Annotated in this window: 10 protein-coding genes; 4 read left to right on the forward strand and 6 right to left on the reverse strand. The window is 59.3% G+C overall.

Annotation, left to right across the window (positions count from 1 at the left end; genetic code table 11):
* Nucleotides 1-23 precede the first annotated feature (23 nt).
* The gene (locus J2D77_RS03835) at nucleotides 24-512 is read right to left on the reverse strand and encodes a hypothetical protein (protein ID WP_207844923.1); all 489 of its coding nucleotides are present in this window, start codon (nucleotides 510-512) and stop codon (nucleotides 24-26) included.
* A 254-nt stretch (nucleotides 513-766) separates the two neighbouring features.
* On the opposite strand from J2D77_RS03835, the gene J2D77_RS03840 reads away from it, so the two are divergent.
* From J2D77_RS03840 to J2D77_RS03850, 3 genes are all read left to right on the forward strand, one after another.
* The gene (locus J2D77_RS03840) at nucleotides 767-1,627 is read left to right on the forward strand and encodes a glucose 1-dehydrogenase (protein ID WP_207844924.1); all 861 of its coding nucleotides are present in this window, start codon (nucleotides 767-769) and stop codon (nucleotides 1,625-1,627) included.
* Complete coding sequence (locus J2D77_RS03845) at nucleotides 1,620-2,888, forward strand: D-mannose isomerase (protein ID WP_207844925.1); 1,269 nt, start codon at nucleotides 1,620-1,622, stop codon at nucleotides 2,886-2,888. Before J2D77_RS03840 ends, J2D77_RS03845 begins: the two co-directional genes overlap by 8 nt.
* A 259-nt stretch (nucleotides 2,889-3,147) precedes the next feature.
* Nucleotides 3,148-5,037: an N-acyl-D-amino-acid deacylase family protein gene (locus tag J2D77_RS03850; RefSeq protein WP_207844926.1), complete on the forward strand. Its 1,890-nt coding sequence runs from the start codon at nucleotides 3,148-3,150 to the stop codon at nucleotides 5,035-5,037.
* 41 nt (nucleotides 5,038-5,078) lie between these two features.
* Here J2D77_RS03850 and J2D77_RS03855 read toward each other — a convergent pair whose 3' ends face one another.
* The 3 genes from J2D77_RS03855 to J2D77_RS03865 all read right to left on the reverse strand — a co-directional run bounded on the left by J2D77_RS03855 (nucleotide 5,079) and on the right by J2D77_RS03865 (nucleotide 9,315).
* The gene (locus J2D77_RS03855; RefSeq protein WP_230975430.1) at nucleotides 5,079-7,517 is read right to left on the reverse strand and encodes a TonB-dependent siderophore receptor; all 2,439 of its coding nucleotides are present in this window, start codon (nucleotides 7,515-7,517) and stop codon (nucleotides 5,079-5,081) included.
* 237 nt (nucleotides 7,518-7,754) lie between these two features.
* Complete coding sequence (locus tag J2D77_RS03860; RefSeq protein WP_207844928.1) at nucleotides 7,755-8,720, reverse strand: FecR family protein; 966 nt, start codon at nucleotides 8,718-8,720, stop codon at nucleotides 7,755-7,757.
* Between the two features lie 103 nt (nucleotides 8,721-8,823).
* On the reverse strand, nucleotides 8,824-9,315 hold the full coding sequence (locus J2D77_RS03865; protein ID WP_207844929.1) for a sigma-70 family RNA polymerase sigma factor: 492 nt from the start codon (nucleotides 9,313-9,315) through the stop codon (nucleotides 8,824-8,826).
* 323 nt (nucleotides 9,316-9,638) lie between these two features.
* Here J2D77_RS03865 and J2D77_RS03870 point away from each other — a divergent pair, with 323 nt between their 5' ends.
* Complete coding sequence (locus tag J2D77_RS03870) at nucleotides 9,639-9,812, forward strand: DUF3309 family protein (protein WP_230975431.1); 174 nt, start codon at nucleotides 9,639-9,641, stop codon at nucleotides 9,810-9,812.
* A gap of 109 nt (nucleotides 9,813-9,921) precedes the next feature.
* Here the strand turns inward: J2D77_RS03870 and J2D77_RS03875 are convergent, their stop codons facing one another.
* Entirely contained in the window at nucleotides 9,922-10,707 is a 786-nt protein-coding gene (locus J2D77_RS03875; RefSeq protein WP_207844931.1) for a meso-2,3-butanediol dehydrogenase, read from the reverse strand.
* Between the two features lie 169 nt (nucleotides 10,708-10,876).
* Nucleotides 10,877-12,712, reverse strand: a complete 1,836-nt coding sequence (locus J2D77_RS03880) for an FUSC family protein (RefSeq protein WP_230975432.1) — start codon at nucleotides 12,710-12,712, stop codon at nucleotides 10,877-10,879.
* Between the last annotated feature and the right edge of the window lie 44 nt (nucleotides 12,713-12,756).

Here is a 12,756-nt window from a genome sequence, read left to right on the forward strand (position 1 = left end):
AGGACCGCCGCACGCCATGGTTGTCAGGACGTAGCGGCCCCACGGGCACCGTCCTGAATTTTGCGTAATTCGCGCTGTTCTGTTTCAACACTGATGCGCTGATACAGGGCAAGGGACAGGACAAGGACGGTCGCCGTGACCAGCAGGCCGATCGGATAGACGATCTGCTCGATATCCTGTTTGCTGACCTCGAAGACCGACACCAGTCCTTCGATAAAGACGGCAATGACAATGGTCGTAATGAATTTGGTCAGGCTGCGTCGTGCCTCCACGGCCGATATATTGACCCGCGCCTTGATGACTTCTTCTTCCATGAAATATTTTGCCACGTCGAAAACGGCAATCGCGATCACCACGTAGCTGATCGCCAGAAGCACGGCGTCCCGTCCTTCGTGCCAGGATGTCAGCAGGACCGCCAGCAGGTTGAGCAGGCCGTAGAAAATGAGGCCGAATGAAAGCAGCATCAGCATGATGCTGGCAATCCCGAAGGCCAGTCGTGAAAATCCCTTCATTGCGTGCTCCTGGCCCGAATACGGCTTCTTGGGTCTTTGTGGGGTGGCGGAGCCCACGCATCATGCCAATGGTCGTGGTGATAAGGTCAAGCCGGCGAAAAGGTTGCCGATCGCGCCCCCTGGCCGTGCCCGCTTTTAAAGGTTCTGCAACCCTTTCTGTTTATAGGAGTTTTAGAATCAGGCACGTGGCAGGCGATCTTCAAGTAATGCCGCCACCTGCCCCTCTGTCACCGCCTTGATGCAGGAGAGAGCGCATGGGCCAGACTATTCCCCCTCAAAGCCAGGGTCATCAACCGGGTGTCGAACGTCTGCTGGAACCGCAGGCGCGACATATCCGCGCCGATTACCGTGGCAGCGGGAAGCTGAAGGGGCGTCGTGCGCTGATTACGGGGGGCGATAGCGGTATCGGCCGGGCCGCGGCCCTGCACTTTGCCCGCGAAGGAGCGGACGTCGCGATCCTGTATCTCGAAGAAAAGGAAGATGCGCAGGAAACCGTACGTCTGATCGAGGCGGAGGGTACGAAAGCCCTCGCCATCCAAGGCGATGTTTCCAAAAGCGAGGTCTGCGACAAGGCGGTGGAAGCCACGGTGCGGACGCTGGGCGGGCTCGACATTGTGGTGAACAATGCTGGCGTGCAGTATATCAGCGAGGATCTGACCGATATTTCCGATGCCATGTGGCAACGCCATATGGATGTGAATATCAACGGATATTTCTACATGACCCGCGCGGCCCTGCCCCATCTGGCGGAAGGGAGTGCCATTATCAACACATCCTCCGTCAACGCCTTTGCGGGAAACAAGGCGCTTGTCGCCTATTCCACCACCAAGGCGGCCGAACTGGGGTTTACGCGCGCGCTCGCCCTCCAGCTTGCCAAGCGGAAAATCCGCGTCAACGCGGTCGCCCCCGGGCCGATCTGGACGCCGTTGCAGCCCGCAAGCTGGGGGCCGTCAGACCCGCAGGCGGTGGCGGATATGGGCAAGGACACGCCCCTTGGCCGCATAGGCCAACCCAGCGAGATGGGGCCGGCTTATGTCTACTTGGCGTCGGACGATGCGTCCTACGTCACGGGGCAGACGATCCATGTCAACGGCGGCATGATTGTCAATGGTTGAAGCGCTTGTCACGGTCATGCAGCCCGCTTCAAGCTGGCTGCATTCGATGCCGCACCGGCACTGGCTCGACTGTCAGGGCCAGAGATTGCTGGATTTTTCCAAACCTTCGCGCGTGGCAGACGGTTTCGCAGCCCTGGACGATGACGGCCGGCTTATGGCGGGCGGCAAGGCTGACACGATCCTGACCGCGCGTATGACCCATGTCTATGCTATTGCCGCCAATCGCGGCCTGCCCGGCTGCGCGCCCCTGGCAGCGCATGGCGTTGCCTGCCTGCTCGGGCCGTTGCGCGATTGCGAACATGGCGGCTGGTTTGAAAATATCGAACAGGCGCAGGACAAAACCCCAAAAGGACGCAAGCAGGCTTATCTGCATGCATTCATTGCACTGGCGGCATCCTCTGCCGTGGTTCAGGGCGTGGCGGGTGCCGACAAGCTTCTCAAGGAAGCGCTGGCGGTCTGGCAGCGCCATTTCTGGAGCGAGGATGAAGGCGTATTTCGCGAAAGCTTTGCCGCAGACTGGTCGGATGAGGAGAATTATCGCGGCGCCAATGCCAATATGCATTCGGTCGAAGCCTGCATGGCTGTGGCCGATGTCACGGGCAATCCGGTCTGGCGACAGCGGGCTTTAAGAATTGTCGAGCGGATTATTCATACACTGGCCCGCAAGGCCAGCTACACCGTAGCCGAACATTACGATCGTAACTGGACGCTGCTGAAGGATTTTCACCGTGACAAGCCAACCGATGACTTGCGGCCCTATGGCATGACGCCGGGCCATTTCGTGGAATGGTCGCATCTGCTGCTGAAGCTTGAGGCCGCCCTCCTGCGTGAAAACGGGTCCGCGCCGTCATGGTTGCTGGATGATGCGATCGGGCTTTTCCATAGCGGGATGGAGGCCGGTTGGGCGCGCAATGCCGAGCCCGGCCTGCTCTACACGGTGGATTGGGACCTTCAGCCGGTGGTGCAGAACAGACCCCACTGGTGCCAGGCCGAGGCCATGACCGCCGCCACGGCGTTATTGAAGCGAACGGGCCATAAGGAATACGAGCAATGGTACCGCGATATATGGGATTATATCGATCTGTACATGATCGATCGCAGGCAGGGCGGGTGGATCCAGGAACTCGACCAGCATAACCGCCCTTCCGCCGTGGTTTACCAAGGCAAGGCCGATCTGTACCATGCGTGGCAGGCGACCCTGACGCCACTCCTGCCGTTGGCCCCAAGTTTTGCCACGGCTGTCGCCAGGATGGGCACCTGATCCCCGGCGTGGGTGCCATGCTGTTCCAGGGGCTGCCGCGAACGTGAACCGGGCCTGAAAAGTCCTTCTCCCACGCGCATTGCCTGTTTTTGGTGCGACTATTCAGGACTATCGGCCCTGTTATCCATACCCAGGGTTATCGCGGGGGCACTATGGGATAACCCTGACGTTGTAACGATAAGCGCATCCGCCAATGGCAAGATGGACCAGACATGGCGCAGGCAGCACGCAACACGCCGCCCCGCCAGGAGAGGCAGGCATGACAGACATAGTCTACCGCAATGCCCTTGTTTTTGACGGCACCCTGAATGACCCGGTTGTAGCGGATATCGCCGTAAGGGATGGCAAGGTCCGCGCCATTGGTCCGGACCTGCCCCCTTTCTCCGCCAGTACCGAAATCGACTGTACGGGCTTGTGGCTTATGCCGGGGCTGTTGGATATCCATACCCATCTGGACCTGGAGCTTGAACTGGCACCCGAACTGCCCGAGGTGGTGCGCCATGGGACCACGACGGTGGTGATCAGCAACTGTTCCATCGGGGTGACTTACGGCCACCAGCGCCGCGACGGAGAAGACCCGATCGTGGACTGTTTCGCCCGGGTGGAAAACATGCCCAAGCCGATCCTGCGCCGGGTGGCCGATGCCTGCACATGGACAGATTCCCGGTCCTATCTCGAACATCTTGCAGCATTACCGCTTGGCCCCAATGTGGCCCCGCTTGTTCCCCATTCCATGCTGCGGATCGAGGCCATGGGCCTTGGGGCTTCCATTTCCCGTGCGCCCGACCGGCGTGAACTCGCCCGCATGCAGGACCTGCTGGAAGCGGCAATGGTGCAAGGCTATGCCGGGCTGTCGACCGATGCGCTGCCTTTTCATTTTCTGGCCAACACTCCCAACAAGCATAAGAGAATACCTACGCAATATGCCAGTTTTCGCGAACTGGCCCGGCTGACCAATGTGGTGCGGCGTGCCGGGCGCGTGTGGCAGGCAACACCGCCCAAGGACCGGCTGGCTTTTGCCGTGCGCAGCTTTCTGCTTACCAGCGGGCGCCTGTATGGCCGCCCTCTGCGCACCACCGCCCTGGCCGTGATCGATCTGCAGACCAATCGCCTGGCGGTTGCCCTTTGCCTTATGCTTTCGGCCATTCTCAATTCCCGCCTGTTGCGCGGCGCATTTCGGTTTCAGGCCCTGCCGGCGCCTTTCCGGATCTGGAGCGATGGGGCGATCAACCCCATTGCCGATGAAATACCCGAATTCCGGGCGCTGAACGAACAGGAATTCGATGACCGTGCGGGACGCGCGCGGATCATGGCTGATCCTGGCTGGGTCGCGGATTTCCGGCGCATGTGGCTTAAAGGCAAGCGCGGTGTCTCACTGGATCGGCTGCGCCGCCTGATCGGGCTTGAAGATGTCGTTCTCAGCCGGGATCTGGACGACATGCGCGTGGCCGAATGCCCGCTGCCGCATTGGTGTGGAGAGACACTGGGCAGCCCGTATCGCCGGTTGCAGGCCTGGCAGACATCAGGCGGGCGGCACGGGGCGACAGACGCGGCGGAGGCGGAATTTTTCGCGCAGTTCCCCAACCCTGTCTGTGACGACGCCGCTTTCATGCTGCACCTGCTGCGCGTATGGGATACCGACCTGCGGTGGGAGACGACAATAGCCAACCGCAGGCCGGGCATTTTCCGCAAACTGCTTTTTCACCCGCAGACCTTGCCCGGTTTCAACGATAGCGGCGCGCATGTCGCCAATATCGCTTTTTACGATGGCAACCTCCGAATGCTCAAAATTGCCCAGGCGGAGGGCTTGCGCCGGGTGGCGCTGGCCATCCACCGGCTGACGCAATTACCCGCCCAATTTTTCGGCCTCGATGCGGGCAGGTTGCATGTGGGCGGCCGGGCGGATCTGTGCGTTGTCGACCCGAACGCCCTGCGCCGCTGGGACCCGGAGAAGACCTGCCATTTCATCCACCGGGAAGAATTCGGGTGCAGGCAGGTCGTCAATCGGCCCGATGGTGTGGTGCGGCATGTCATGATCGGCGGCCACGTGGCGTGGGATAATGCCGCGTACACACCGGGCTTTGGCCGCAGGGCCTTCGGCCGTATTCTGAAGGCCGGTCTGCGTGAGGGCGCTGCCGCAGCGACGTAGCCCCTCACACGCGAAGAAATTTCTTTTCAGATCATGCACGATCACCAGCTATAGGTCAGGTTTCCATAGACCCGCCGCCCCTGGCCGAGAAAGCACGAACCGAACCCGCATGTCGTGATGTAATATTTGTTGGTCAGGTTGGACATGGCCAACTGGGCTTTCAATCCGCGCAGGAGGGGTGTTGCTTCGCCCAGATCGTAGTGCGCGCCTGCATCGAACAGGACGTAGGCCGGTGTTTTGAAAGATTCGACCTTGTCGAAATAATTGGAGCCTACATATCTCAAACCCCAGTTGATGCCCAGTCCCCTGGTCAGGGATTGGGGAAGGGTATAGTCAAAAAAGACCGAAAACATGTTGCGTGGAACCTGAGGAACGGATTTCCCTTCTTCCTTCACGTTCGCTCCGTAGTATTCACCGGTATAAGGGTTGTATTTCTGCGCGGTCAGGTTGCTTTTTGCAAAGCGGATATCCGTATAGCTATAAGAAGCCAGAACCCGCAGGTCGTGGGTGATATTCGCATTCGCCGATACCTCGAACCCCTGGGATCGCACACGGCCGGCGTCCTCTGAATAGCCGGTATGAACAAGATCGCTGATGAGGTAATGATCTTCATTGATCCGAAAAGCGGATGCCGTAATCAGGATATTTTTGCCCGGAACTTTGTATTTAAGCCCTGCTTCCATCTGTTTGCCACGCAGGGGCGCGATAAGATGGCCTTGCCAGTCGGTGGAATCCTGCGGGGTGAATGACGTCGCATAGCTGAAATAAGGCGCAAAGCTGATGCTGGAATTGTAAATCAGCCCTGCTCGCCACGTAAACGCGTTCTGAGAATAGGATTGGTTGTTGCCACCGCCCCTGTACCGGTACGTTTGATACCGATCCGTAAACCAGTCTTCGCGCCCTCCCAGGATAATGGACAGTCTTTTCCATTTGATCTGATCCTGGAAATAAACCCCTTCCTGAAAATAGCTATCGGTGCCGTTATAGCCCCTGACATTACAGCCTGAACTTGAACTGACGCTCATGCACGGGGTGAATTGCGTTGCTTGTGGATTATAGAGATCGATCACCGCATCCGTTGATGAGATGATGTTGTTCTGGTTGTAATCATAATGACGGAAGTCCGATCCGACCACCCAGGTGTTCTTGACACTGCCACTTTGAATATCACCGTGTAAGCGTGTGTCGAACGCAATACTTTCCGACGAATAATATCGTGCTTCCGGTGTATAATATTGCAGGCTTGGGTCAGCGTCATCCACGCCGCCATCGGCATAGGAATCCCTGTCCCTTTGGCGTGTTTTTTCGTAGCGCAGGACCTGGCTGAAATTGATGTATTTATTGAACTTATGATTGAACTGATATTCGAACATGGCGTTGCTGCGGGAATCTTCATTCCAGTTGGTGAGGCCTGCGAATGTGCTGCGCGAGATTCGGCGGTATCCGTCCGTGATCAGGGTGCCGCGTGTGGGATATTGCGCTCCCGCGTTTTCTCCGGCATCGGGCGTGTAGCTGTAGGAACCGATCAGGGTCAGGCTGGTTTTGTCGTCGATATCCCAGGTCAACGACGGAAGAACGCCCACACGCCTGTACCGATTATAATTGGTCTGGATATCCTGCGTGTTACCGATTGCAGCAATACGGTAACGAACATTGCCCGATCTGGTCACTTTGTCGCTGACATCCACCGTTGCTTCGTAGCGGTTCCAGTTGCCAAAGCCGACGGAGACCTGGTGAAGGGGCGTGTCGGTCGGCTTTTTCAGCGCCATGTCCACCAGCCCGCCCGGTGCCGACTGGCCATACATGACCGAAGGAGGACCGTTGAGAACTTCGATCCGTTCAAGGAATGTCGGCTCCCCCGATGTCAGGGATGTGCTCATCAGCCCATCCACGTATTGCTGTGTGCTGAAGCCGCGCTGCATGATCGCCCCGCCGCTCCCCATTGCCTCGCCCGACGAAAACGAACCATAGGGTTCTGAATAAATGCCGGCACTATAGCGTAATGCTTCCTGTATGGTCTGCGGCTGCTGGTCGATCAACTGCTGTTTGGTAATCACGTAGATGGAGGTTGGTATTTCCACCAGCGGCGTATCGGTCTTTGTTCCTGCCATGGTGTTTTCGGCAACGTAGCCTACGCCCGGACCGGTTGGGTCCTGATGCGTGGCGGTTCCGCCCACCCGCACGGGCCCAAGTGCTATGGCGGAGCCTGTTTTCTGGATCAGGACATTGTTCGTGCCGGAATAGCGCGCCGCAAGTCCAGTTCCGGCCAGAAGGTGCGCCAGCGCCACGTTTGGCGCCATACGGCCTGAAACACCGGCCGTTCTTGCGTTGCGGGCCAGATCGCCGTTGATCGAAACCTGTATGCCAGCCTGGCGCCCGAACCGGGTCAGTGCTTGGGCCAGCGATCCGGCCGGAATATCGAACGGAATTTCCGTAGCGGCCGTCACTGCGGCCGGTGCGCTATAGGCGGGGTATATCATCAGGCCCGATAACCCGGCTGTGGACAGTCCCAACAGAAATCGTCTGGCAAATTGCTGAGTTTTCGAAATTCTTACGCCTGCATACGCCCACATTACGCCACCGCTCCATTCTCGCTCGATCGTTGGAAGACCGAATGCGGTTGCATGGCATTCGCATCTTCCTCTTTAAACAATGAACGATGGCCGGAAGCCGTTTTTCGGTCGGTTGCAGAAAATTTTTGGAACTTTTTCCGCTTTTTAGCGAGAAATGACGATAATCCAAGGGGTTATGTGTCGCAATGTCGCACCTTGCGTGTCAGCCATGGCTTTCAATGCGGCTTCGGGGGCGGACAGGTTGTAGACCCCCGTCACCTTGCCGCCGTTCAGGCTCCGATCCGCTACAAAGATCTTGCCCCCATAATAGGGCCCGATCCGGTCCATTGCCTCGCTGAATGTCGCATCCTGCAGGACAAGCTGCCCGCTGGTCGCCCATGCCCCGACATTCTCGACATCTTCCCTGCCCTGCAACACGTCAGCGCGGTTGCCAACATCCAGGCGTTGCCCTGCGCCCATGTCCATGGAAAAGGCGCGTGCTCCATCGACATGCACCCTGCCCGCCTTGACGGCGACGGAGGAGGTGGTTGCTGAAAGACGTATATCGAATTCCGTTCCGATATCCGTAACAGTGATGGAACCACCCAGCACGCGGAACGGACGGGCAGTGTCATGTGCGACCCTGAAAAACCCCTCCCCCCGAAGAAGGCGGATTTCCCTGGCCCCTTCCGGGCGATACGCTACGTCGATCGCGCTGTGCGGCGCCAGGCTGACTTCGCTTCCATCGGCCAGCCGTATCGTCGTTTGCCGGGCCGCCGAGGTCGCATAATCAGCCGTAAGCCGGTAATACCAGTCGGGTGCTGACACAAACAGTGCGATGGACGCGGCAAGCCCAAGCGGGATGGCCCAGAGTGCACGGCGGACAGGGTGCCGCGCGCGCGAAACCTGATACTCCTTAGGGGCGCGCGATGGGTATTCATTCTCGAATAGCGGCCCCATCAGGTCATAGACGCCTGACGTTGCCTCCCATGCCTGCTGGTGGGCCGGATCTGCTGAAAGCCATGCCTCGAAGTCGTCCTTCAACCGTTGGTCGTCAGGATTTTCTTCCAGGGAGACCAGCCAGCGCGCCGCCTCAAGGGAAATGCGATCATACGTTTCCGTATCGCTCATACGGGGCTCCCGGTCGGGCACGGTGCGGCATTGGAGGTAACGCCCTCCCCATAAGGAAGACGACAGGCGGGCCGCCTTTTTCGGTCGCGCGCAATATGACGCGTCATTCAGGAGGGCGTACCCGGCTACGACAATGGGCGATGCCGCGTGCAATGATTTCGTGCGCCATTGCGATTGAAACACCCAGATGCTCGGCAATGTCCTTGAGCCTGTACTGGCCCGAGCGGCGCATTTCCAGCGCGATGCGAGTGCGTTCGGGCAGTTCGTCTATCGCTTCGCGCAGCAGACGCATCTGTTCGGCCGCCAGAAAATCCCGCTCCGGCGATGTCGGTCCGGCTACTGCTGCAATTTCTTCCGGCGTGGCGTCGCGTGTGGTTTCTGCCTCCCGCCCCAGCTTGCGCTTTACGTCGATCGCCAGATTACGCACAACGCGAAAAAGGTATGAATCAGGGGCGATGACATCGACCGTAGCCGTCACTGTCCGGTTGATGCGGAACCATGCTTCCTGCACGATATCGTCGCCATGATTGGGCACGATTGTCTCGGCGTATTTGATAAGATCGCTCCGCCGGGAGATGAAGGTTTGCTGAACCAAGGGGGGCGATCGCACCATCCGTTCGTTTCCGCAGTGCGCCTGTCCGACACAAAATAAGAACTGTTCTCATTTAAAGCAGAAGCCGGGCGAATACAAGCGCACCCTGCCCCGCCGTGGTGGACCGCCATGGCAGCCGATCGGTAAGGGATGCGGTGGGAATGAGGATAGAAATGCCCGTAAAGGGCCGCAACCAAAATACAGGCCGCGCGTATTGTAGAAGTTACGCCAACGCAGCGTCAGTTCAAGCCGGTCACCCCATACCGATCACTGCGATCGATGGAAGAAACAGCCGTGCTGTTAACGATAGGACTACGCACATGGGAATGATATTACTTATTATTATCCTGATCGTGGTATTCGGTGGTACCGGTGGATATTACGGCTACAATCGTTACGGCGCGCAGGGTCTTGGCGGGGTGCTGGGGCTTATCCTCATCATTCTGCTTATTCTCTGGTTCCTGGGGGATCTGGGAGGGCCGTATTTCACCCGTCCTTAGGGCCGGGCGTAAGGAAGGCTGAAAAAGAGCGTGAGGGGGCGGATTATCCCCTCACCCCGCCACACCTGTTCGGGTGGAGCGGGGTGGCTACTGCCCCTTTTCTTCTCGCTTACCCCATGGGGAAAGGGGGCTGGCCGTTCGATGCCGTGACACCGCCATCCACCGGCATGATAAGGCCGGTGATATACGCGGCATCCGCGCTGGCCAGAAACGTAATGGCCGCCGCCATGTCTTCGGGCAGGCCCAGGCGGCCTAGTGGAATACGGTCTTCAACACTTTTGACGAAAGCTGTGTTCTTGACGGCGTCCTTGGTCATGCCGGTGCGCGTGACCGACGGGCAGATCGCATTCACCCGCACGCCTGTGTGCCCATGGTCCATGGCCATGACCCGGGTGAGGTTGACGACCCCGCCTTTGGCCACGTCGTAATAAGCCGTGTTCCAATCCCCCCGCATGCCCGAGACCGATGCGGTGTTGACAATATTGCCCTTACTTTCGATCAGCATGGGCAGGAAGGTGCGGCTGACATCGATCGTGCCGTTCAGGATGGTGGCGCAGACCGTATTCCATGTGGCCAGGTCGCAATCCAGTACCGTGCCCATGGCCGTTACTCCGGCATTGTTCACCAGCACATCCAGCTTGCCAAAGTGGTTGCGTACAAATTCCAGCAGGGCCTGAACCTGACTGGGGACCGAGACATCCGTCAGTGATGCAATGGCCCGTTCGGGGTCCAGGCCATCTGTCGCGGCATGCAGGGCCTTCTTGTCACGATCGACAAAAATGACGCGCGCCCCTTCATCGAGAAAACGCAGCCCTGTCGCAAGACCGATCCCCGATGCGGCACCCGTTACAATGACCGTGTGACCCGTAAAGCGCGATAATCCATTGATAGGCATTCAATTTTTCCCCTACGGCATGACTGGTCCGGAAAGCCTGCGTTCCGTGACTGCATTCCCTGCTTAACGCCCAGATATTAACCATGTCTTAACCTTGTTTGGGGAATGGCCTCAAAAAACCTCTATTCCGATCGGGTGGCCGCCTATGCTTCCCCGTGCGGGTCTGGCCTTATTCCTCGCTTTCGGTGGCGGCCAACGGGTCTTGGGGAGCAAAGAAGGTGCTGCGCGCAACCCCGTTGAGTGCTGTTATGGCTGCGGGGTTAGCCTGTGTGTGTCGTTGCAGGTTATGGGCGATCATGGCGGCATTCTGGACAGCAACAAGCGGGGCGCGTGTCCAGGTGCGCAGGAAAACCCTCAGGCGCTTGCGGGTGGGGGCGGGTGTATGCGGGTCGTTTGCGATATCGCGCAGTTCGATCACCCACATCCCCAGCACCATGGCCTGCAAATGCCGCGCCATGGCCTGGCGCATGACATCGGGGGGCACACGCTGGCACATCCGCGCGGCCCTGACCATGCTGTCAGCATTTTCCGACAACCACCGATGCACCGACATGCCGGGGTCACGCGCGACTGTACCCAGCCGCCTGTCCACCCAGCGGGCGGTGCGCATCAGATGGTCATCCGCCCGGAACGGCAATACGACCCCGAATGTCAGGCGTGCGAACAGGACAGCCCCCAGAAAGGCCCCCGTTGTGTTCAGGAAGGAGACCTCGTCATACCGCATCAGGTTGGAAGGCCCGATCAGCACGGGCAGGAACATGTTGAACGAAAACGCATGGTTCACCAGGGCCGGGTTACGGGCTGCAAGCCCCCCGGCAATGGCAGGCACGGCCAGCAGGCAGGCCAAGCATTCCGGGCTTGTGACGGCAGGCACCACCCTGAAGACATAAAAGGCCGCCACCGCCGCGCACCACAAAGCCCCGCGGAAGAAGCCCGATGAGGCCAAAGCGGGGATTTCGCGCGTGTCCAGCAGGCCATAGACCAAGGCTACGTAGGCGACGAACGTCGTGCCTGATGGCCAGGCCGTTATTTCCCATAGCAGCCATGCCCCGATAATGCCGGTAATGGCCCGCAGCGCATTATAAAGCGCTTCCACCTTGTCGCGGGGGGATCGGGTTCTGAACGTAAACCGGTCTCCCCGCCGGGGGGAGGAAATGGTCTGGATATGGGCATGCGCTTCGGCCAGCCCCTTGCCGATATCCTCATGCGGTGCGCCGCCACGGGCCCGAGCCAGCGCGCCCAGCAGGCAGGCCAGTGCCCCGCGGGCATGATCGCCCTGCCTGCGCGCCCCTGCCCCCATTTCCAGCACATCGTATTCGATACGGGCATTGGCCGCGATGATCGACGCCAGAAGCTGCTGTTCGGCATCGATATCCCCTGCCCCCGCATGAATATCGTTCACGCGGCGCGAAACCTCGGCCGTGATCTGGTCCAGCCGCATCAGAAGCCGCTGGCGTGCCTGGTCCCGCACGGTGGGCAGGAACATGGCCGCCAGCGCGGCTTCGCAGACAATGCCAAGGACGATGTATGTGCCACGGGCAATGGCCACACTGAACACGTCATCGGGTTGGTGAATGGCCCCGGTCGAGACAATGACCGATGTAAAGCTGGCGACCAGAAACCCGTAGCGCCGATAGCCGCCGAAAAAGGTCGCAAACCCGCAGCAAAGCCCGATCCACAGGGCCAGGCCGATAAAGAACAGGCCCGTTTCCTGGGGGAAAGCCGCAATCAGCCCAACACCCATACAGCACCCGATCCCGGTGCCCACCAGACGCCACCGCGCCTTGGACAGGGTTTCCCCCCGCGATGCCGTTGCCACCACCCATACGGTCAGCGGGGCCCAGGCCGGGCTGTCCAGTTCCATCCACATCGCAATCAGCAGGGACAGGATGGCAGCGGCCGATGTGCGGACAGCAAATCCCAGATCGGCACTTGTGGGGGCGAAAAGCCAGCGCCATCGTTGTGCGATGTCCACCGGCCATATGCTGGCTGTCTGCCCGTTCAAAGCCGCCTCCCGCCCCTGCTGGCCCGGCAGACTGGACGTTTAGC

The organism is Acetobacter garciniae (genome assembly GCF_017377735.1).
Lineage (GTDB): Bacteria > Pseudomonadota > Alphaproteobacteria > Acetobacterales > Acetobacteraceae > Acetobacter > Acetobacter garciniae.

Bases quoted from the DNA above. Each gene is read 5' to 3' on its own strand.
- J2D77_RS03835 (WP_207844923.1), bottom strand. From the start codon at position 512: ATGAAGGGATTTTCACGACTGGCCTTCGGGATTGCCAGCATCATGCTG.
- J2D77_RS03840 (WP_207844924.1), top strand. From the start codon at position 767: ATGGGCCAGACTATTCCCCCTCAAAGCCAGGGTCATCAACCGGGTGTC.
- J2D77_RS03845 (WP_207844925.1), top strand. From the start codon at position 1,620: ATGGTTGAAGCGCTTGTCACGGTCATGCAGCCCGCTTCAAGCTGGCTG.
- J2D77_RS03850 (WP_207844926.1), top strand. From the start codon at position 3,148: ATGACAGACATAGTCTACCGCAATGCCCTTGTTTTTGACGGCACCCTG.
- J2D77_RS03855 (WP_230975430.1), bottom strand. From the start codon at position 7,517: ATGATATACCCCGCCTATAGCGCACCGGCCGCAGTGACGGCCGCTACG.
- J2D77_RS03860 (WP_207844928.1), bottom strand. From the start codon at position 8,720: ATGAGCGATACGGAAACGTATGATCGCATTTCCCTTGAGGCGGCGCGC.
- J2D77_RS03870 (WP_230975431.1), top strand. From the start codon at position 9,639: ATGATATTACTTATTATTATCCTGATCGTGGTATTCGGTGGTACCGGT.
- J2D77_RS03875 (WP_207844931.1), bottom strand. From the start codon at position 10,707: ATGCCTATCAATGGATTATCGCGCTTTACGGGTCACACGGTCATTGTA.